The organism is Streptomyces sp. NPDC022910 (genome assembly GCF_055561075.1).
This window is the reverse complement of record NZ_JBVHHL010000076.1, coordinates 1-20,447: the sequence shown is the minus strand read 5'-3', so window position 1 is coordinate 20,447 and position 20,447 is coordinate 1. Positions and strand designations below refer to the sequence as shown.

The 20,447-nt window shown below is 69.5% G+C and carries 15 protein-coding genes and 5 pseudogenes; 11 read left to right on the top strand and 9 right to left on the bottom strand.

Features of this window, described 5'->3' with window-relative positions; translation table 11 throughout:
- Positions 1 to 58: 58 nt before the first annotated feature.
- From ACZ3TS_RS38115 to ACZ3TS_RS38105, 3 genes are read right to left on the bottom strand one after another with little or no spacing between them, the layout of a single operon-like run.
- Positions 59 to 892 carry an HpcH/HpaI aldolase/citrate lyase family protein gene (locus ACZ3TS_RS38115; RefSeq protein WP_467626642.1) on the bottom strand — a complete coding sequence of 278 codons (834 nt, stop codon included), beginning with the start codon at positions 890 to 892 and terminating at the stop codon, positions 59 to 61.
- Positions 889 to 2,094: a CaiB/BaiF CoA transferase family protein gene (locus ACZ3TS_RS38110; RefSeq protein ID WP_467626640.1), complete on the bottom strand. Its 1,206-nt coding sequence runs from the start codon at positions 2,092 to 2,094 to the stop codon at positions 889 to 891. Before ACZ3TS_RS38110 ends, ACZ3TS_RS38115 begins: the two co-directional genes overlap by 4 nt.
- Complete coding sequence (locus tag ACZ3TS_RS38105; RefSeq protein ID WP_467626638.1) at positions 2,091 to 2,921, bottom strand: IclR family transcriptional regulator; 831 nt, start codon at positions 2,919 to 2,921, stop codon at positions 2,091 to 2,093. The genes ACZ3TS_RS38110 and ACZ3TS_RS38105 overlap by 4 nt, the downstream gene beginning before the upstream one ends.
- 245 nt (positions 2,922 to 3,166) lie before the next feature.
- On the opposite strand from ACZ3TS_RS38105, the gene ACZ3TS_RS38100 reads away from it, so the two are divergent.
- From ACZ3TS_RS38100 to ACZ3TS_RS38085, 4 genes are read left to right on the top strand one after another with little or no spacing between them, the layout of a single operon-like run.
- Positions 3,167 to 4,609, top strand: a complete 1,443-nt coding sequence (locus ACZ3TS_RS38100; protein ID WP_467626635.1) for an MmgE/PrpD family protein — start codon at positions 3,167 to 3,169, stop codon at positions 4,607 to 4,609.
- Positions 4,606 to 5,247, top strand: coding sequence for an aspartate/glutamate racemase family protein (locus tag ACZ3TS_RS38095; protein ID WP_467626633.1), 642 nt, complete (start codon positions 4,606 to 4,608; stop codon positions 5,245 to 5,247). Before ACZ3TS_RS38100 ends, ACZ3TS_RS38095 begins: the two co-directional genes overlap by 4 nt.
- Positions 5,244 to 6,674 (top strand): FAD-dependent oxidoreductase, encoded by a 1,431-nt coding sequence (locus ACZ3TS_RS38090; protein ID WP_467626631.1) that lies wholly within the window; start codon positions 5,244 to 5,246, stop codon positions 6,672 to 6,674. Before ACZ3TS_RS38095 ends, ACZ3TS_RS38090 begins: the two co-directional genes overlap by 4 nt.
- Entirely contained in the window at positions 6,671 to 8,137 is a 1,467-nt protein-coding gene (locus ACZ3TS_RS38085) for a dihydroorotase (protein WP_467626629.1), read from the top strand. The genes ACZ3TS_RS38090 and ACZ3TS_RS38085 overlap by 4 nt, the downstream gene beginning before the upstream one ends.
- Before the next feature lie 194 nt (positions 8,138 to 8,331).
- Here the strand turns inward: ACZ3TS_RS38085 and ACZ3TS_RS38080 are convergent.
- Positions 8,332 to 8,967 (bottom strand): annotated as a pseudogene (locus ACZ3TS_RS38080) (LysR substrate-binding domain-containing protein); the annotation flags it as partial.
- 23 nt (positions 8,968 to 8,990) lie between these two features.
- Between ACZ3TS_RS38080 and ACZ3TS_RS38075 the strand changes: the two are divergent.
- Positions 8,991 to 9,281 (top strand): hypothetical protein, encoded by a 291-nt coding sequence (locus ACZ3TS_RS38075; RefSeq protein ID WP_467626627.1) that lies wholly within the window; start codon positions 8,991 to 8,993, stop codon positions 9,279 to 9,281.
- A gap of 19 nt (positions 9,282 to 9,300) precedes the next feature.
- Here the strand turns inward: ACZ3TS_RS38075 and ACZ3TS_RS38070 are convergent.
- Positions 9,301 to 10,304, bottom strand: a pseudogene (locus tag ACZ3TS_RS38070) (IS5 family transposase).
- Between the two features lie 73 nt (positions 10,305 to 10,377).
- Positions 10,378 to 11,163, bottom strand: coding sequence for an alpha/beta fold hydrolase (locus tag ACZ3TS_RS38065; RefSeq protein WP_467626625.1), 786 nt, complete (start codon positions 11,161 to 11,163; stop codon positions 10,378 to 10,380).
- A 677-nt stretch (positions 11,164 to 11,840) separates the two neighbouring features.
- On the opposite strand from ACZ3TS_RS38065, the gene ACZ3TS_RS38060 reads away from it, so the two are divergent.
- Positions 11,841 to 12,470 (top strand): IS110 family transposase, encoded by a 630-nt coding sequence (locus ACZ3TS_RS38060; RefSeq protein WP_467626623.1) that lies wholly within the window; start codon positions 11,841 to 11,843, stop codon positions 12,468 to 12,470.
- A 68-nt stretch (positions 12,471 to 12,538) separates the two neighbouring features.
- Complete coding sequence (locus ACZ3TS_RS38055) at positions 12,539 to 13,108, top strand: transposase (RefSeq protein WP_467626620.1); 570 nt, start codon at positions 12,539 to 12,541, stop codon at positions 13,106 to 13,108.
- Positions 13,109 to 13,121: 13 nt separating this feature from the next.
- Here the strand turns inward: ACZ3TS_RS38055 and ACZ3TS_RS38050 are convergent.
- A pseudogene (locus ACZ3TS_RS38050) lies at positions 13,122 to 13,502 on the bottom strand (multicopper oxidase domain-containing protein).
- Positions 13,503 to 13,586: 84 nt separating this feature from the next.
- Here ACZ3TS_RS38050 and ACZ3TS_RS38045 point away from each other — a divergent pair.
- Positions 13,587 to 13,823: pseudogene (locus ACZ3TS_RS38045) on the top strand (3-oxoadipyl-CoA thiolase); the annotation flags it as partial.
- A gap of 503 nt (positions 13,824 to 14,326) precedes the next feature.
- On the opposite strand, the gene ACZ3TS_RS38040 reads toward ACZ3TS_RS38045, so the two are convergent.
- Positions 14,327 to 15,118: an SAM-dependent methyltransferase gene (locus ACZ3TS_RS38040; RefSeq protein ID WP_467626618.1), complete on the bottom strand. Its 792-nt coding sequence runs from the start codon at positions 15,116 to 15,118 to the stop codon at positions 14,327 to 14,329.
- 528 nt (positions 15,119 to 15,646) lie between these two features.
- Here ACZ3TS_RS38040 and ACZ3TS_RS38035 point away from each other — a divergent pair.
- The 3 genes and pseudogenes from ACZ3TS_RS38035 to ACZ3TS_RS38025 all read left to right on the top strand — a co-directional run bounded on the left by ACZ3TS_RS38035 (position 15,647) and on the right by ACZ3TS_RS38025 (position 19,352).
- A complete protein-coding gene (locus ACZ3TS_RS38035; protein ID WP_467626616.1) occupies positions 15,647 to 16,261 on the top strand; it encodes a GNAT family N-acetyltransferase in 615 nt (204 codons plus the stop codon).
- Positions 16,262 to 16,947: 686 nt separating this feature from the next.
- Positions 16,948 to 18,375 carry a rifampin monooxygenase gene (gene rox, locus ACZ3TS_RS38030; RefSeq protein WP_467626613.1) on the top strand — a complete coding sequence of 476 codons (1,428 nt, stop codon included), beginning with the start codon at positions 16,948 to 16,950 and terminating at the stop codon, positions 18,373 to 18,375.
- 153 nt (positions 18,376 to 18,528) lie between these two features.
- Positions 18,529 to 19,352: pseudogene (locus tag ACZ3TS_RS38025) on the top strand (helix-turn-helix transcriptional regulator).
- 97 nt (positions 19,353 to 19,449) lie between these two features.
- Here ACZ3TS_RS38025 and ACZ3TS_RS38020 read toward each other — a convergent pair.
- On the bottom strand, positions 19,450 to 20,088 hold the full coding sequence (locus ACZ3TS_RS38020; RefSeq protein WP_467626610.1) for a hypothetical protein: 639 nt from the start codon (positions 20,086 to 20,088) through the stop codon (positions 19,450 to 19,452).
- Positions 20,089 to 20,447 lie beyond the last annotated feature (359 nt).

Here is a 20,447-nt window from a genome sequence, read left to right as displayed (position 1 = left end):
GCCTTGCCTGGGGAAGGGGTAGGAGTCGGGGGCCCGGAGCCGGTCGTGGGTGCGGCGGTCAGCCGGCGAGGTCGAGCAGCCAGCGGGCGCGGGCCACGACCGCGGGGTCGACGAAGCGTCCGCGGTCGTCGAGCCATGCCGCGGTTCCTGTGTGTTGGGCGCGGCGCAGGGAGTCGACGAGCCGGCGGGCGTCCTCGACTTCCTCGGGCTCGGGAGTGAAGGCCGCGTTGACCGGGGGGATCTGCCCTGGGTGGATGACAGATCGGCCGAAGAAGCCGTGCGCGCGGGCGCGTTCGGTGCCGGCCCTGAGGCCTTCCAGGTCGGCCACTTCCGTCCAGACGCTCTGCACCGGGCAGGCGAGTCCGGCGGCGCGGGCGGCGTTGACGATGCGGGCGCGTGCCCAGTCGAGCGCTTCGTCGCCGCTCACCCGGAGATCGGCGGCGAGGTCGGCCTCGCCGAGCGAGAGCAGCTCCACCTGCGGTGCGGCGGTGGCCAGTTCGTAGGCGCGCTCGACCCCGAGGGCCGTCTCGAAGAGCAGATGGAGCGGGGCGTCGATCCGGTCGACCACGGCCCTGATGTCGTCGGGGCTCTCGCACTTGGGGAGTCTGACGCCCTGCACCGGTGCACCGGTGAGCGCCGCCAAGTCGCCCTGCCCGTCGGGGAGTCGGACTTGGTTGATGCGGAGCCACAGCGGTTTGGGCCAGGTGGCGGCCACCGCCTTGACCGCGTGCGCCCGGGCCTCGTCCTTGCGGTCCGGGGACACCGAGTCCTCCAGGTCGAGGACGACGGCGTCCGCTTCGCCCGCCATCGCCTTGTCGAGGAGGTCGGGCCGGGTGGCGGGGACGTAGAGCCAGGACCGTACGGCGCCGGCCGTCCGCGGGGTGCCGGTCATACGATGCCCCGTTCGGCGAGGGCGGTGAGTTCGTCGGCGCCGACGCCGTGGCGCCCGAGCACTTCCGCCGTGTCCCGGCCCTTTCGCGGACCGGGCCAGCGGACGGCTCCCGGGGTGTCGCTGAGGCGAAAGGGCACGTTCTGGAACCGGATGGTGCCGAGTTCCTCGTCCTCCACCGTGGTGATGGTGTCCAGAGCCTGGAACTGCGGGTCCTCGAAGATGTCGCTCATGTCGTAGATCGGTGCGACGGCGGCCTGGGCCTCCTCGAAGGCTTCGACGACCTCGCTGCGGGTGCGGTCGGCGATCCACGAGCCGACCGCCGCGTCGAGCTCGTCCGCGTGCCGGGCGCGTTCGGCGCCGGATGCGAACCACGGCTCGTCCACGTACTCGGGGTGCCCGACGAGGCGCATGACCCGTTCCGCGATGGACTGGGCGCTCGTGGAGACGGCGACCCAACTGCCGTCCTTGGTCCGGTAGGTGTTGCGCGGGGCGTTGTTCACGGACCGGTTGCCGGTGCGCGGCTGGAGTTGGCCGAGCTGGTCGTAGGCGATGGCCTGCGGCCCGAGCAGCGTGATCATCGGCTCGATGATGGCCAGGTCGAGGACCTGGCCGCGCCCGGTGCGTTCGCGGGCGTGCAGCGCGGTCATGATGCCGAAGGCGGCGGTGAGGGCGGAGACGCCGTCGGCGAGCCCGAAGGGCGGAAGGGTCGGTGGTCCTTCTGGCTGACCGGTGATGGCGGCGAAGCCGCTCATCGCTTCGGCCAGGGTGCCGAAGCCGGGGCGTTTGGCGTACGGGCCGATCTGACCGAAGCCCGTGACGCGAGCGAGCACGAGACGGGGGTTGATCTCGGCGAGGGCCTCGTAACCGAGGCCCCAGCGTTCCAGCGTGCCCGGCCGGAAGTTCTCGATGACCACGTCCGTGTCCGCGACCATGCGGCGGAAGATGTCCTGCCCCTCGGGGCTGCCCAGGTAGAGGGTGATGGCCCTCTTGTTGCGGGACAGCATCTTCCACCACAGGCCGACGCCGTCCTTGCTCGCGCCGTGGCTGCGCACCGGGTCGCCCTTGGGGTGTTCGACCTTGGTGACGTCGGCTCCGTAGTCGGCGAGCAGGGTGGCCGCCAGGGGTCCGGCGAAGAGGGTGGCGATGTCCAGCACCTTGATGCCGGCGAGGGCTGAGCCCCTGGCGGGTGGGGTGTCGGTCATGGAGATCCTTCCGTTGTCGCGTGGGAGGAGACCTTGAGTGCGGGTACGCCGGCCGCAGGGGTGGTACCGGTCCATCCCAGGGCGGCGGAGATGTTGCGGGCCGCCTCGACCACGCGCGGTGCGCAAGCGCTGACGAACTGCGAGGTGAAGCGGGAGCGGGGACCGCACACGGACACCGAGCCGCGGACGTCGCCGTCGAGACCGAACACGGCCGAGGCGACCGAGCCGGCGTCGGCCTGGCGCTCGCCTTGGGAGCTGGCGTATCCGAGCTCCCTGACGGCCTTCAGTTCGGTGCGGAGCGCGTCGAGGTCGGTCCGGGTGCTGTCGGTGAGGGCCGGGAGACCACCGGTGAGGATCTCCTCGCGCCGTGCCTCCGGCAGGAAGGCGAGGATGCACTTGCCCGAACTGCCCGCATGGAGGGGGAACCTGCGTCCGAGTTCCACGGTCATCTTCACCTCGTGAGTGCTGACGATCTGGTCGACGTAGACACGTCCGCCGGGTACGAGTGCGGTGAGGGTCACCGTCTCCCGCGTCTCCTCCTGCAGCCGCCGCAGGGCGCTCGCGGCGACGGCGCGCAGATCGAGCTCGCGCAGCGCACGGGCTCCGAGGGCGGCCGCGGTCGCTCCCAGGCGGTACAGCCGGGTCTGCTGGTCGAGCGTGACCATGCCGCGGGCGACGAGGGTCTGCAGGATGCGGTGCACCACGGCCTTGCTGAGGCCCAGCTCCCGTGCGATGCGGGAGACGCCGAGTTCGTCGGGTCCGTCGGTGAACAGCAGCAGCACGTCGATCACGCGGCCTGCGGTCTCGGTTCCGGGTTGAGTCGTCATGGGCTCATTCTCGCCTGCCCTGGGGGTGTGATCACGGGCGTTTCCCCGCGTCGGAAGTTTTCATCCGTACCGCTCAATGGAACAACAGAGAAGCACTGGTTCCGATCGAGGTCAAGGGTCATTCCCCAGGAATATCGGGTTTCTCTTGGCTTTCCTGAGAGGTATTGACGGATTCCCGAACGCACTGGAATCATCGATTTATCAGAGCGTTCCGCTGAATGGAACACTCGAAGGGAGGTGGACAGGTGCCGGTCGACCCGTCCCGCGAAAAACTCCACGAGGCCCACGATCCAAAGCGCGCGGCCGCAACGAAGACCGAGGAACTCGCCCACTGGGCCTCGCGACTGTCCTGGCCGGACGTCCCCGAAGCCGTACGTGAGCGCTTCTCCCTGGTCCTGTTCAACACCCTCGCCGTCACGGTCGCCGGATCGCGCACCGAGGGGCAGCGACGCATCAGGGAGTCCTGGCCCACGCCGCCGGGCGACGCACCCGTGCTCGGCACCGACATCCGCACCCAGCCCGACGCGGCCGCCTACCTCAACGCGACGGCACTGGTGTGCTGCGAGCTCGACGAGGGCGGCAAGTACGCCAAGGGGCGCCCCGCGGGACACGCGTTCCCGGCGATCCTGGCCCTCGCCGCCTCACTGCGCAGCCCCGGCGAGGTCACCGCACGCGCCCTGCTGGCCGGGTACGAGGTCTCCGCGCGCTTCGGCCGTGCCACCGCGCTCGCACGCGGTGTCCACCCCCACGGCAACTGGGGCGTGACCGGCGCCGCCGCCGGTTGCGCCGTCCTGCTCGGTCTGCCCGCGGCAGACGTGGCGGCCGCCGTCGACACCGCCGCGGGCCTGGCCGTGGCGGGACACTTCGACTCGGCACTCGACGGCCACCGCGTGCGCGACGCCTGGATGGGAGCCGCCGCCATGTCCGGCCTCGCCGCCGCACTGCTCGCCGCCGCGGGCGTCGTGGCCAACACCGGAACGGCGGCCCTGTCGCTCGGCAGTCTGCTGAGCTCGGTCGACCCGGCTGCTCTCACCGACCGCCTCGGAGACGACTGGCAGATATCCCACAACTACTTCAAGCGGCACGCCTCGTGCTCGCACACGCACCCCGCCGCCGGCCTGGCGCTGCGGCTGCGGAAAGGACCACTCGCGGGACTGACATCCCATCAGATCGCGGACGTCGTGGGCGAGATGCGGGTGGAGACTCACGCGCTGGCCGCACCGCTGGACCGTACCCGCTGGGACGGCCCGCTCGGCGCGATGTTCTCCATCCCCTTCGCGGTGGCCGCCGCGCTCCTGGACGGAGCGATCGCCCCTGCCACCGCGGAGGCGACCCAGTCCGACAGACCCGAACTCTTCGCCCTCGCCCGGAAGGTCACCGTCCGCGAGGACCTCGCGCTGACCGCCCGGCTCCCGCACGAGCGCGCCACCCGGCTCACGGCGGTCCTCAAGAGCGGCGAGCACGTCGTGCTGTTCGCGCCGCACCCGGTGGGCGACAGCAGCCATCACCCCTTCACGGCGCGGACCCTGCCCGGCGTGCTCACCGGGCTGCTCGGAGACGAAGCCCTGGTCGAGTACCTGCGGCGGGCTGCGAACCAACTGCCCAAGGCCGACGACGTGGGGTCGCTGCTGCGGGACCTCACCCCCCTCACGACCCCCTCGACGCCGAGTTCTGGAGGCACTGCATGAAAATTCTCTCCGTCACGCCGGTGCGCGTCGACGCGGCCGAGCTGACCCGGCGACGCGACCGCTACCGGCGCCTGTCGCCGCCCGGTGTGGAAGTCGTCCTGGAGGACGGCGGTCCCGAAGCTCCCAGGCAGTTCGACACGAAGGACGACATCGGGACCTCCACAGCCGCCGTCACCAAGGCGCTCGCGGCGGCACCCGCCGACGCCGAGGGCTTCGCCTTCCGCATGCCGGACTGCGTCCTGGACCCGGCCGTCCCGGTGCCCCCCGACGGCTCCGCCGTCCCGGCCGTCGGCATGCTGCGCCTCACCGCCGGCCATCTGGCCACCACCGGCGCGGTCTTCGGAGCCGTCACCCGCAACCGCGCCATCGGTGACGCTCTCGCCGAACGCATCGAGGAGTACGGCCTCGGCCCGTGGTTCGCCGGGGCCATCGCCCTCGACCTCGACTTCGACGCCATCCCCGACACCCTGAGATGGAACGAGGTAGTGAGCGGCGCAGTCGACGACTTCGCCGCCCGCGGCGTGACCGCCGTGATCAACGGCTACTCCGCCGTGGACACCGGCACCCCCCACACGGTGCAGCTCGTCGACCCGGCGGAACGCGCCCTGCGGCTGCTGGCAGCAGGAGCGCGGGCATGAGCGGGGGCACGCCGACGGAAGACGGGCAGGAGCAGGACGACGCGATCGACCTCGTCGTGGCCGGTGCCGGCGGAGGACTCGCGGGCGCCCTCAGAGCGGCACAGGCCGGACTGAACGTCCTCGTCGTCGACCCGGACGAACAGTTCCTGCGCGGCAACAACACCTCCATGTCCACCGCGATGATCCCCGGCGCGGGCTCGCGCTGGCAGCGGGCGGCGGGAATCGAGGACAGCCCCGAACGATTCCTGGCCGACATCACCGCCAAGACCCACGGCACCGCCGACCCCGCACTCGCCGCAGCCCTCGCGCGGATCAGCGCCCCACTGGTGGAGTGGCTCGCCGACGAAGCGGCACTGCCGCTGACCCTCGTCACCGACTTCGCGTACCCGGGCCACTCCGCGGACCGGCTGCACACCGTGGAGGGACGGCACGGCTCCACGCTGCTACGGCATCTCTACGACCGGGTACGGTCCTCGCCCCGCATCGACCTCCTCGTCCCTGCCCGCCTCGCCGACATCGAGCGCGGCACGGGCGGCGAGATCACGGGTGCGGTCCTCGAATACCCTGGCGGGCGCTCGGAGACCGTCCCCGCGCGAGCCGTCCTGCTCGCCACCAACGGGTACGGCGCGGACCGCGAGCTCGTGGACCGGCACCTGCCGGAGATCGCGAAGGCCGAGTACCATGGGGGCCAGTTCTCCAGGGGCGACGGCCTTCGGATCGGCCTGAAACACGGCGCACACGCCGCCTACCTCGACGCCTACCAGGGCCACGCAGCGCTCGCGCGCCGATCACGCACCCTCGTCGGCTGGGCCACCATCATGCACGGCGCGGTGATGGTCGACAGAGACGGTCGGCGGTTCGGGGACGAGACCACCGGCTACTCCGAGTACGCGGCCGCCCTCGCGGCCCGTCCGGGAGCCCGCGGATGGATCGTTCTCGACAAGCGCATCCACGACCTGTGTCTGCCGTTCACCGACTTCCGTCAGACGGTGGACGCCGGGGCGCTGACATGGGCCGACGACCTCGACGGCCTCGCGGAGCGCACGGGCTGCGACGCCACCGCGATGAACGACTCGATCGCCGGTCAGATCGCCGGTGCCGGCGGGGCGGCGAAGCCCGATCCCTACGGCAGGACGTTCTTCGAGGAGCCGCTGCGTCCCCCCTACGCAGCCGTCGAGGTGATCCCGGCCCTGTTCCACACGCAGGGCGGCCTGGTGGTGGACGAAGACGCCCGCGTCCTCACCGAGGAGGGATCGCCGATTCCCGGACTGTTCGCGTCCGGCGGGGCGGCGCACGGCATCTCGGGACACGGCGCCGACGGCTACCTGGCTGGCAACGGCCTGCTGCCGGCACTCGGTCTCGCCTGGCAGGCGGCGACCACGCTGTCCCGCACCCACGCACACGGAGAGAGGCTCAAGCACACATGACAGACCTGGACCTGCTGATCAAGAACGTGCGCCTGGTGAAGCACGACGCCGCGGACATCCCCACCACCGACATCGGCGTCAAGGACGGCGTCTTCCACCGCATCGCCCCCGGCATCGCGGCATCGGACGCCCGCGACGTCATCGACGGCAAGGGACTGCTGGCCTTCCCAGGCGTCGTCGACGCCCACCAGCACTGGGGCATCTACAACCCGCTCTCCGACGACACCGCGACGGAGAGCCGTGCCTGCGCCCAGGGCGGTGTGACCACGGCCCTCACGTACATGAGGACCGGCCAGTACTACATGAACCGGGGCGGGAGCTACAACGAGGTATTCCCGCTGGTCCTGGAGAACGCGGAAGGCCGCTCGTACGTCGACTACGGCTTCCACCTCGCGCCGATGCAGAAGTCGCACATCGCGGAGATCCCCGAGCTGATCGCCCGCTTCGGTGTCACCTCGTTCAAGGTGTTCATGTTCTACGGCAGTCACGGCCTGCACGGCCGGTCGGCGGACCAGAACGCGTTCCTGATGATCCCGCCGGGGGAGCGCTACGACCTGGCGCACTTCGAGTTCGTCATGCGAGGTGTGCAGGCAGCGCGCGAGGCGTACCCGGAGCTCGCCGACGCCATCTCCCTGTCGCTGCACTGCGAGACGGCGGAGATCATGACGGCGTATACGAAGCTGGTGGAGGAGGAGGGCAAGCTCGACGGCCTCGCCGCCTACAGCGCGTCCCGGCCGCCGCACTCCGAAGGCCTCGCCGTCACCATCGCGAGCTACCTGGCCGCCGAGACGCAGCTGCCGAACATCAACCTGCTGCATCTGTCCTCGCGCAAGGCGATCGAGGCCGCCATGCTGATGGCGAAGACGTTCCCCCAGGTGAACTTCCGGCGCGAGGTCACCATCGGCCACCTGCTCGCGAACATCGAGACCGCGTCGGGCATCGGCGGCAAGGTCAACCCGCCGCTGCGGCCCCAGGAGGACGTGGACGCGCTGTGGGAACACCTGGTGGCGGGCAACGTCGACTGGGTGGTCAGCGACCACGCGTGCTGCAAGGAGGAGACGAAGTTCGGAGACCCGAAGAGCGACGTCTTCGCGGCCAAGTCTGGCTTCGGCGGCACCGAGTACCTGCTCCCCGGCCTCGTGGGTGCCGCGCCCGCGCACGGCCTGCCGCTGCAGAAGGTCGCGGAACTGACCGCGTGGACTCCCGCACAGCGCTTCGGGCTCGCCACCAAGGGCGCGATCGCCGAGGGCTACGACGCCGACCTGGTACTCGTCGACCCGGCGCGGTCCTGGACGGTGGACGCGGCCGACTCGGAGTCGGCGCAGGAGTACACGCCGCTGCAGGGCCTTGAGATCGGCGCAAGAGTGGAGTCGACGTTCCTGCGCGGCCGGCAGGTCTACGCGGACGGCAAGGTGATCGGCGACCCGGAGGGCCGCTACCTGTCACGGCCGACCACACGCTGAGGACAGGGCCGCCTCCGCGCGGGGACTCCGCGCGGAGGCCGTCCCCCGGTGAGCCGCCGGCGCCGGACGACACACTGGTGAGTCGGCCCTTCTGGATGACCCCGGAATCCGTCTCCGCCCGCTGGGACCGCTCGCGCTACCTCGCCCGATTGCCGACGCAGGTCAGGTGCTGTGAACCGCAGGCCGCGAGTGACTCATTCCTGCTGACGGTGTTCGACGTCCGAGCCCGTGGCGCTGTTGTGCCGTGCCGGTGCGGGGTGGTGGGAGTCGGTCGCATCCGGTCTGTGCGCGGTGTCGGTGGGGCTCGCCATAAGACGGGCTGCTTCGAGCTGATCGAGCAGGGCGCCGGCGGAGGGGTGGGCGTCGTGCCGTGGCGTGAGGGTGTAAATGCCGCGCGTGGGGGGGATCGACGAGCGGCACCGTCGTCACATCGGCCCGCAGTGCGTACCGGAGCACTCCGGGTCGATGGCGTGGCCGGTCGCCACCAATGCGAGCTTGCCGTGCAGGTCGGCCGCGGTGAGGTCGATACGGGCGCTGACTCCGGCGCGGGTCGCGTGCCGGTGCAGCAGCGCCGCCGAACCGTCGTTGTCCTCGGCCCAGACCTCGTCAGCCAGCGCCTGGATGTGCACCGGGCCGCGCCCCGCCTCCGGATGGCTGACAGGCAGTACGACCATCATCTCGTCCAGCGTCAGGAAACGGCGTTCGACCTGTGGGTCATGGGGCAGTCCCGGCAGCGCATCCGTGACGACGGCGACATCGAGATCCCCGGCGATCACGCGGCTGTGCAGGTGTGCGCTCAGCCCGGGCAGCAGGCTCCACCGGACGGCACCGACGGGGCCCTCGCGCCCGCGTGATGCTGTGCCGCACCTCGTGGGCCCCAGTCCTCACCGAAGCCACCGCCTGGGCCACCAAGTGCCAGGCCCACTACCTCTTCCGCTCCTCCAGCCACGCCTGCGGCACCAACACCGTCACCAACTTCCTCGCCCGCGCCAAGAAGCCGCCCGGAACACCCCCGCTGGTGATGGGCCGGGCCCGCGCCACCTGGCTCGTCGACGCCGTTGAAGCCCGTGTGCACCTGCCCACCCTGATGGCCGCCGCCGGCCTGACCACCCTGCGCTCCATCGACCCGATCCTGCCCTACTAGGGCGTGTATTGAGTCGTGATCAACAAGCGGTCAGGGTGAGGTCTTTGATCCAGATCATCGAGGCGCGCAGATGGAGGCCGGCGAGGTAGCTGCCTGGGTCTTGTCGTAGCGAGTGGCGATGCCTCGCCAGGCCTTGAGCTTGTTGATCAGGCGCTCGACGGTGTTCCGCTCCTTGTAGAGGTCGGTGTCGTGGCTGACGGGCCGGCCGCCCCTGCTTCCCTTCTTCTTCCGGTTGGCGGCCTGGTCCCTCTTCTCCGGGATAACTGCCTTGATGTGGCGTCTGCGCAGGTGGGCGCGATTGCCGCGGGACGAGTAGGCCTTGTCCCCGGCGACCGCCTCCGGCCGGGTGCGGGGGCGGCCGACGGGCCCGCGGACCCGTATCTTTCCCAGCACGGGGATGAACTGCGGGCTGTCCGCGGCCTGTCCCGCGGTCAGGACGAACGCCAGAGGGCGGCATTTACGGTCGGCGGCGAGGTGGACCTTGCTGGTCTGTCCACCCCTGGAGCGTCCGAGTAGCGCGGCCTTCAGCCGGAGTCTGCGCCGGCGTCGGATGCGTCGCCGCTCTTCCTGCGCGGGATCGGTTTCGGCGTCCCGCCCGTTTTGTTCTTCGAGGCTGGCCCCTTTGACCTGGCCTTCTCCTCCTCTGCGGCAGCCTTCTCCAGTGCGGTGAGGACGTCCTCGCCCAGATGCGTCCCGGCAGCGTCGTGGTGAGCGCGCGCGGTGGTGGAGTCCACGCTGACCAGGGACAGGTCCACCTCACCCCGCTTCGCGGCCTCCGCGATCAGGCCCTCCAGCAGGGCCTCGAAGACGCCGGCGTCACGCCACTGCCGGAAGCGGCTGTGGACGGTCGGCCAGGCACCGAACTCCTTCGAGCCTCTCCCGCCACTGCCCGCCGGTCCTGAACCGCCAGATCACGCCCACGAACTGCTGCCGCAGCCGCTCGGGGTACGGGCCGAACCTGCCGATCGGCAGATACGGCTCAATGAACTCCCACTCCACGTCCGCCAGTTGCACGCGCGTCATCCAAGACGGTCTACCGGATCAAGCCCTCCTGCAAGGGCCGATCCCACAGATTGATCACGCCTCGATACGCGCCCTAACGGGCGAGGAACGGGCCCAGTACCGCGCTGAGTTCGGTCGGCGCGTCTATTGCGATGAGGTGGGCGGCGGTGGCGAACTCGACCAGGGTGGCGCCGGGGATCTCAGTGGCGTAGCGGCGGGCGATGTCCTGGAAGTCGGCGACGTCGAGCTTGCCGACGCCCACCAGCGTGGGGACGGAGATAGCGGCGAGGTCGCCGGTTGCAGGACCCTGGGAGTGCTGCCCCACGAGGGCCTGGTTCACCAGCGATGTCCGCAGCGGGCCGCGGAGTTGGTCGGACAGTCCGTCAGCCACGTCATCCCAGCTGCGAGAAGGCCCGCGCAGCCACATGTCCAGGTTGATACGTACGGCGGCGTCCAGATCGCCCGCGTCCAGGGCTGCCGTCTCGGCCTCGTCGTACGCGATCATGTCTGCGGACCAGTGGTACCGAGGCCATGGTGCGGCGAGCATCGCCAGGGAGTGCACCCGTTCCGGGTGGGTGAGCGTGAAGTCCACGGCCACGCGGCCACCCCAGGACGCGCCCACGAGCCGGACACGTTCGTGACCGAGGTGGTCCAGGAGACGGCGCAGGTCGTCGGTCTCGCGGAACGGCCTGGTCGGGGGCGCGGACTCGCCGAAGCCGCGCAGGTCGTACCGGATCACGGTGTGCCGTTCTGCGAGAGCGGGCACGACCGCGTCCCACATGCGGTGATCGGCGACACCGGCGTGCACGAGCACGACGGGCGGGCCGTCACCAGCTATGTCGTAAGAAAGGTGTCCAAGGTCATCGTTGAGCATGCACATGCGCGGATGATCGCAGGACGACAGCGCATGGGCCAACTGGGGCGCGTATCGAGTCGTGATCAATCTGTGGGATTGGCCCTTGCAAGAGGGCTTGATCCTCACCCGGACCACCGGTAGAGGCTGGCGCGAGCCACACAGGCCGCAGCTCTTCGATTCGCCCCGGACAAGGGGCCCAGGACAGCTCCGACGTTCTGGTCACGCATCAGCTGGGCGACGGTGACCACCGAGGCATGCGACTCCACGGTCACGGTGCGCCGGTCATGCTGTCGGGCACGTCTTGCGCCGTGGCGGAGCTCCTTCCTTCACTTTCGAGCCGGCCTGTTCACCGCTCTCAGCCGCCGAGTACCCAGCACGCAAGGCTTCTGCCCAGGTGAACGGGGCTCAAGTACCTCACCCGCCAACACGTCACCGCAGCCACTCATCCACACCGCTTGGCGGGGCCTATAGCAGTCAGCCGGCAACCTGCGGATGACGCCTCACGGGCGTGAAAATCGGGTGTGGGGCTGTCCGCCGACGCTGATCGATGTTCGGGCTGTGAGCCCGCATAGGAGTCTGGTGAGGGAGCCGTCCGAGGGGTCGCACACTGTCGCCTTGAGGACGCCGACGCGACCAGCTTCTCCCCCACCCTCAAGGCTCCCCGGGCAGCCTCATCCGCACCATCACGTCAGGGGCACCTCATGGAGGAGTTGAGAGAAGACCACGACGACGGAACGGTCGCCCGGGTCGCGGCGATCGACATCGCGAAGGCGTCCGGGATGGTCTGCTTACGCGTCCCGCACGACACCATCGAAGGCCGGCGCGTCCAGCAGGTCTGGACGGTCGCCTCGACGACGAACGCGATTCTCGAGCTCGGCGACAAGCTGGTCTGCCAGGGTGTGGAGCGGGTGGTGATGGCGGCGACGGGCTCGTACTGGCGTCCGTTCTTCTATCTGCTGGAAGCCCGGGGCCTGGAATGCTGGCTGGTCAACGCGCGCGACGTGAAGAACGTCCCCGGCAGGCCCAAGACCGACAAGCTGGACGCGGTCTGGCTGGCCAAGCTCGCCGAACGCGGTATGGTGCGTACTTCGTTCGTACCGCCCAAGCCGGTCCGGCAGCTGCGGGACTTCACCCGGACCCGCACGGTGTTCGTCCAGGAACGCACCCGGAACAAGCACCGGGTCGACAAGGCTCTGCAGGACGCGCAGATCAAGCTGTCCGGTGTCGTCTCGGACCTGTTCGGGGTGTCGGGACGGGCCATGCTCACGCCCTGGTCGCCGACGAGCGCAACCCCCGCGCTCTCGCGGAACTCGCCCAGGTCAGCCTCGTAAGGAAGAAGGCGGCTCTGGTCGAAGCCCTCACCAGGCAGTTCGAGGAGCACCACGCACGACTGCTACGCGTGCTGCTGGGCACCGTCGACCACCTCACCGCCCAGATCGGCGAACTCGACCGCCTCATCGCGCAGACCCTGGAAGTGGTCACCACCCCACACGAGAGTCCAGCGGGAACCGGCATAGCACCGGGCACTGACGGGGTGGCCGCTCAGGTCCTGGCCGAGCGGCTGGATGCCGTCCCCGGCATCGGACCGGCCACCACGCAGATCATCCTCGCCGAGATCGGCACGGACATGGGCCGTTTCCCCGCCCCCGAACACCTGGTGTCCTGGGCGAAGCTGTGTCCCAGGACCGTCCAGTCCGGGGCGAAGAACAGCGCGGGTCCGGCTGGTCAGGGCAACCCCTGGCTCAAAAGGACGCTCGGGGAGGCCGCAAACGCTGCCGCCCGCACCGACACCTTCCTCGGCGCCCGCTACCGGCGCATCGTCAAACTCCGCGGACACGCCAAAGCCCTGGTCGCCGTCGCCCCGAGGACTCGATGCCCTACGGGCGATGCGGTGCGGTCGGGACGAAGAGGTCGTGGGTTCACATCCCGCCACCCCGGCAGTGAGTCGGCCCGGCCGATCCGGTGGTAAGTGGTCGGTGTTCTCACCCTTCTCCCGGTCCGTGCGGCCCGTCGACGATGTCCAGGACGGACATCATGCCCATGTCCTCGTGGTTGAGGAGGTGGCAGTGCAGCAGGGTCCGCCCGGTGAAGTTCGCGAAGCGAATCCGCAGGACGAGCTTCTACCCGCGGACGATGTTGACCGTCTCGTGCCAGGAGTAGGCGGGGTCCACGGCTTTTCCGTTCAGGGACATCACCTGGAACTGGTTGGTGTGGACGTGGAAGGAGTGGTCCTCCTGCGTGTCGTTGAGAACAGTCCACTCCTCGACGGTGTTGAGCCGGGAGATGAAGTCGACGCGGTTCGGGTCGTACAGCCGCGACCACGGCGGCGCGGCGGGGCCGCCGGGGCCCCTCGTCGACCTCACCCAATTCGCCACGAGCGCCAGATCGGGCACCCAGCACCGGGCACCGCCCGCCCCGCCGCTGCCTGGCCGACGCCGCATGGACACCTGAACGAGGCCTTCGCCGCGCAGGTCCTGGGGTGTGTGGCCGAATGGCCCGAGTTCGACCCGGCGATCCTCAACCCGCAGGGCGGCTCCATCGCCCTCGGACACCCCCTCGGCGCCTCCGGGGCCCGGCTCGCCGGCACCGTCGCCCGCCAACTCGCCCGCCGCGGCTCCGGAACCGGCATCGCCACCCTGTGCATCGGCGTGGGCCAGGGCCTCGCCCTCGTCCTCGAACGCTGACACGGATCGCCCGCATCGCCGGCGATCCCGGCTGCGACAACCCCTGGACGTCTCATTCCACAGCCCAGCTGTGTGCCATTGCCGCCACCCGTCCAAGGATCAAGGCGCCGGACCTTGGCACCTCCCCCCACCTCAGCGGTCGTCCACCGTCTCGTCGTGCCCGAACGAGCGGCCCCACGACGCTCGGAAAAGGACATCGGAGCAAAGCCCTGCGCTCAAGGCTCCACGGTCGGCCCTGCCGAGGCATGGTCCGCGTCCTCGCGGCCCATCGCGGTCACCAGCTTGCGAAGCGTGCTCCGCTGCCATCAGCGGGCTGGCGAGGGGCCGTTGCCCCCCAGTCGACCGGGGTGCGAGTGCCGGCCGCCAGTACGGCCGTAGCCCAGGAAACGGCGTGGATGACGCGGTCTCGCTCATTGCGCAGGGTGGCGCACCCATGTGAATGGCCGCCACTCCCCCGGCAGTAGCGGTCTGCTGCTGCGATCCGGCGACCTTTCGGGAGGCGATCAGCGGATGCGGGCCACCGCAGCGTAGATGCCGCTTCCCTCGGGCGACGGTGTGGTGGTGGGGTTCTTGGACCACTCCGTGGCTGTCACCAGGCCGGGATCAAGGAGGTCCAGGCCGTCGAAGAAACGGGCAACCTCCCCTCGGCTGCGGAAGCCGAGCCGAATGCCGCCCTTGGCGTACTCGGCGGTGACCTGTCGGGCGAGCTCGGGGTAGAGGTCGGATGCGGCGTGCGACAGGACGAGGTGACTGCCCGGCGGCAGGGCGGCGAGCAGAGCGCGCACGATCCCGTAGGGGTTCTGGTCGTCCGGGATGAAATGCATGAGTGCGATCAACGACAGCGCGATGGGGCGTTCGAAATCGAGCACACCTCGGGCGTGCTCGATGATCTGTGCTGGGTGGCGTACATCGGCCTGGATGTAGTCGGTGACCCCTTCGGGACGGCTGACGAGCAACGCCTCCGCGTGCCGCAGCACAATCGGATCATTGTCGCTGTACACGACCTTCGCATTCGGCACGATGTGCTGGACGACTTGGTGCAGGTTGGGTTCGGTTGGAACGCCCGTGCCGATGTCGAGGAACTGGTCGATGCCCTGCGTGGCGAGCCAGGCGGCCGCCCGGTGCATGAAGTCACGGTTCTGGCGGGCAGCATCCCGTGCCTCAGGGGGCAGTTTCTCTCCCACAGCCTCGTCGACGGGGTAGTTGTCCTTGCCGCCGAGCAGCCAGTCGTACACACGCGCCGGATGCGCCTTGCTGGTATCGATGTGCACAGGGTCGGGTGTATCGGCCGTCATGACGGACTCCCGTCGCACGAGTGGATCAATCAACAACGGCAGTCTGGCACACCATCTCTCCTGCATTTACACGGAGTTGGCGGAACTCTGCGGTCGGTGCGGCCGAACCCAGCTACTCCCGCGGGGTGACCCAGATCGCTTCGTCCCGGCTGAAACCCCATCTGCCCCTCTGCGTCCTCACGGCGCCGGCGCCTCATCGGCGGTGATTACGGGCGGGGCCTTGTGGCGGCAGCAGCCGCACCTCTCCAGGGCCAGGGACCAGGCCGCTTACCGAACCCGCCTCCAGACGCTCCTCGCTTCCCCTACGAGGCCGACCCGGCCCCCGGAGGATACGCGAGCGAGCCGCGGACCACTGGGTCCGAAGCTCGATCAACTCCCCCCTCTCGCTGTCCGTCAGGTCACCACGTCCCCGGTCGTTTCTGCCGCCAGGGCCGCGTCATGGAGCCGAAGCGACCTCTTTGGTGATCTGCGCTCAGGGCCACGGCACAGGGAGTGTCGTCAAAATCCCGCCGGGTGGGTGGGCGGCGGATGCTGCTTGGCCCGTCGCTCCCTGCCCTGTGGTCCGGATGCGTACCGGTGCGAGAATCCCCCGGTGCGCCCCGATCATTGACTCCGCGCCCATCACTCTCCGGCCTGTGGTCGCTGAACTGCGACCGATCCTCGAGCAGTTGGCGCAGTTGTACCGTCACGACATGTCGGAGTTTCCTCGGCCACCTCCCGGGGGTCGACGGGAGGTTCGGGTTCAGCAGCCTGCCCCTGTTCTTCGATGAGCCGGGGAGGGATGCCCTGTTGATCCAGTATGGTACGGTGCCGGGCGGTTTCATCCTGACGCGGCGAATACCCGACGGTGCGACCTCGATTTCTGCGTTCTTTGTCGCAAGGGCACTGCGCAGGCGCGGCGTCGGCCGGCAGGCCGCGCTCCAACTGCTGAGCTCCAGGCCTGGCACCTGGGCGATTGCTTTCCTGGAGGCCGACGCGGGCGCTGCTCGATTCTGGCGTGGAATCGCCACGGCGGCCGTGGGCCCGGCCTGGCACGAGGAAACCCGCCCAGTCCCCCCTCCGGCCCCTGCGAACTTGCCGCACGACAATTGGATCTTCCTGAACACAGCCGCCCAAGGTCAGTCGTCGCAGGATCTCACGTAGAGGATCACGGCCGGGTGCTGCGTCGTCATGAACTGCCCTTCGGCAGTGGGAGTTCGTCCGTCCGCTGCTGCCCGGGGCGTTGCGTGGCCACAAGCGGGGGTGCTCGAAGTGGCCCGGGATCCATGCCCGGGTGAAGTCGCCCCGGTTATGCCGGCAATGCCGGACGTGATCACGATCCGGTGTGGGGCGGGCCGGGGCAGCGGAGTTGCTGCCGACTGCATGGCGGGGTCTCGGCGAAGTTCGAGTCGGTCTTGCTGAAGAGGGGGCAGAACTTCTCATTCCGCGGCCGCGTCCGTAGGCCCTTAGGGAGACCCTCCTGGACCGACGGTGCCGCCGTACATGGCGTCGCCGCTTTCGGAAGGAGCTTGCCCTTCACAGGGGTCGACAAAAGGCAAAGGCAAGGAGGTTACCCACTCCTTGCCACTCTCAACATATAGCGCACCGGGGGCCTTGCGGCAAGACCCGGGTCGTGTTGCAGAATCTCCAGCCGAAGCCAGAACCTGCGGAAATCAGAGATTCGCAAAGTACGTGCACCTTTGGACATATATGGTTCACGCGGGACATCGAACTGCCGGTGGGACTCGCGGTGCGGTTGCGGGCGCTCGGCACGCAGCTGCGGGTGTGCGCGCCGCCGGACTGCGCGGAGCAGCTGGCAGAAATGCAACTTGGTTGAATGGGGGGTCTTCATGATTGACGTGATCATCACCGGCGGCGGACCGACCGGCTTGATGCTGGCCGGCGAGTTGCGGCTGCACGGCGTGCACGCGGTCGTACTGGAGAAGGAGGCGGAACCGACCAGGGTTGTCCGCGCGCTCGGCCTGCACGCGCGCAGCATCGAGATGATGGATCAGCGCGGTCTGCTGGATCGGTTCCTCGAGCTCGGCAAGCAGTACCCGGTCGGCGGTTTCTTCGCCGGCATCAGCAAGCCGTCGCCGGACCGGTTGGACAGCGCGCATGCATACGTCCTCGGTATCCCGCAGACCACCACCGATCGACTGTTGGCCGAGCACGCCACCGAACTCGGCGCCGAGATCCGCCGCGGCCGCGAACTGGTCGGTCTGAGCCAGGACGAGGACGGGGTGACCGCTGAGCTGGCCGACGGCACGCAGCTGCGCTCGCGCTACCTCATCGGCTGCGACGGCGGCCGCAGCACAGTGCGCAAGCTGCTCGGCATAGGCTTCCCCGGAGAGCCCAGCAGGGTCGAGACGCTGCTGGGCGAGATGGAGCTGACCGCGTCGCCGGAGACGCTGGCCGCCGTGATGGCCGAAGTCCGCAAGACCCAGCTGCGGTTCGGTGTCATGCCCCTCGGGGACGGGGTGTACCGGGTCGTCGTGCCCGCCGAGCGGGTGGCCGAGGACCGCTCGGTCCCGCCGACCCTCGACGAGGTCAGGCAGCAACTGCGGGTGGTCGCCGGCACCGACTTCGGCGTGCATTCAGCGCGCTGGCTCTCCCGCTTCGGTGACGCCACCCGGCTGGCCGAGCGCTACCGCGTCGGCCGGGTGCTCCTCGCCGGCGACGCGGCCCACATCCACCCGCCGACCGGCGGGCAGGGGCTCAACGTCGGCATCCAGGACGCGTTCAACCTCGGCTGGAAGCTGGCCGCCGAGGTGGCCGGCTGGGCACCGGTGGGGTTGCTGGACAGCTACCCCACCGAACGGCGCCCGGTGGCCGCCGACGTGCTGGACAACACCCGTGCGCAGATGGAGCTGATGTCCCTCGAGCCGGGCGCCCGGGCGGTGCGCCGGCTGGTGTCGGAACTGATGGACTTCGAGGAGGTGAACCGGTACCTGACCGAGAAGATCATCGCGATCGGGATCCGCTACGACTTCGGGGAGGGGCATGAACTGCTCGGCCGGCGGATGCGGGACGTGGATCTGAAGCGGGGGCGCCTCTACGAGCTGATGCACGGCGGCCGCGGACTGCTGCTCGACCAGACCGGCCGACTCTCGGTGTCGGGCTGGGCAGATCGGATCGACCACGTCGTCGACGTCAGCGAGGAACTGGACGTGCCGGCAGCGTTGCTGCGACCGGACGGCCACGTGGCGTGGGTCGGTGAAGATCAGCAGGATCTGCTCAGCCAGCTGCCCAAGTGGTTCGGCGCTGCCGTCAGCTGAGCGCGCAGTTGTGGCGCGAAAGGGCGGGGCCTTGATCGAGACGCTGGGGGGTCGCGTTCGCGGCCGCCGTCTGAGGCAGAGGTGCCGTCAGGAACATCTTCGACAGCCGGTACCGGCAGGAACATCTTCTTCGAACGAACAGGACCGGCAACAGTGGACAGAGCCGAATTGGCGGCCTTCCTCAGAGCACGGCGTGAGGCCTTGCAGCCGGAGGATGTCGGACCGCCGCGCGGGCGGCGTCGGCGTACCGGCGGGCTGCGCCGAGCGGAAGTGGCCGCGTTGTGCGACATGTCGGTCGACCACTACAGCAGGCTCGAACAACCGCGGGCCCCCATCCCTCCGAGCAGATGGTGGCCGCCCTCGCCCGCGGTCTGCATCTGTCTCTCGAGGTACGGGATCATCTGTTCCAGCTCGCCGGCCACGCCGTTCCCCACAGGGTGCGGCGCGGCGATCACATCACTCCGGGGATGATGCGTATCCTCGACCGGCTCGACGACACTCCGACGCAGGTGGTCAATCACCTGAGCGAGACGTTGAAGCAGACGCGGATGGCCGTTGCGCTGCTCGGAGACGAGACCGCTTTCACCCGACGGGCCCGCAGTCTGCACTACCGGTGGTTCACCGATCCCGCCTCCCGGCTGATCCATCCCGAGAGCGACCACGCCCAGCAGAGCCGCCTGCTGGTGGCGGATCTCTACGGGGCGTATGCGCAGGACGGCAGCGACTCGCGCACCGCCGATCTCGTCGAGGAACTGCGGGCGGCCAGCCCTGAGTTCGCCGCGCTCTGGCGTGAGCACCCGGTCCTCGGACCGTACTGTGCCCCCAAGCGCTTCCAGCACCCGAAACTCGGGCGCCTGGAGCTGCACTGCCAGACGCTCGTCGACCCCGACCAGTCGCAGCGACTAATGGTGTTCACCGCGGTGCCGGGCACGGAGAGCCACGAAAGCCTCCAACGGCTGTCCGTCCTTGAAAACTAGGGCTTCTCTCTTGGATCACCCGTCGCACCGCCCACGTCGCCGACCACTGACGCGGCGGCGCAAGGGACGGGGTGGAGCAGGCAGGGCAGGCGGCCGGTCAGCCGCGGGGGCCGGTCCCGTCGTGGTAGCCGAGCTCGATGTAGCGGGTGCGGGTGCTCCAGGAGCCGAGGTCGGGCGTGTTGGCCATGACGTCGTGCCAGGGCTGGGCACCAGGAGCGGCCGCCTCGCCGGAAGCCGCCTTACCGGCAGGGTCCCCCTCGTCGTGCGCGGGCAGCGGATAGCCGGGGGGCCCGGCCCAGAGCCGCACTCCCGACCGTGCCTCGGACTCGCGGACCGGCTCCCACCAGCCCACCGAGAACATGCCGGCGAGCTGGTGCATGGCGATGAAGCTGGCCGCGCCGCCCTCGGGGTCCGTGCTGTCCGGGCGCTCGGTGAGGGCGTGCCACAGGATGTACATGTTCGGTAGCCGCACCTCGGGCTGGAAGCGGTACACGAGCCGCTCCAGCCTGATCGAGCCGATGCGCGGCAGCTGTACCCGGGAGAGCGGGACGACCTCGCGCTCGCCGCCGGTCCAGGTCAGCATCTCGTTGCGGCCCATGTAGCCAGGCTCGCTGAAGACCGTGACGTGGAGGCGTTCCCTGCGATCAGGCCGGCGGTTGTGCAGCAGGCCCGCCCCGGCGACGGCGCCGCCCACGGAGGCCAGGCCCGCCAAGAAAATCCTGGTCTTGCGCTTCATCGGGACGCGGCACCTCGCTTCTGACGGGACGAGCGCCTCCATCATGCGCCACGGACGGCCCGTTGATCTACCGTCAGGCCCGGCTCTGGGGAGGACCTCCACGGGGACCCGCATTCCGCCGCCCGCGTCGCTGCCCGGCCCAAGTCAGCCAATCGGTTCGGACGTTCACCACGCAGGACGAGGTACGCGCCGAGGCTCTCCTAGTGTGGTGCGCCAGAGATGCGTCGGCAGAGGCGGGCGAGGGAGTCGAGGATCTCTTCTGCTGTCTCAGAGGGCGTTAAGTCCCGTTCCAGATGATCTGGTGTCACCCGTTCGTGGGTGACTGGACGGTTCCGCCCTTGTGTCATGTCGTGTGCATG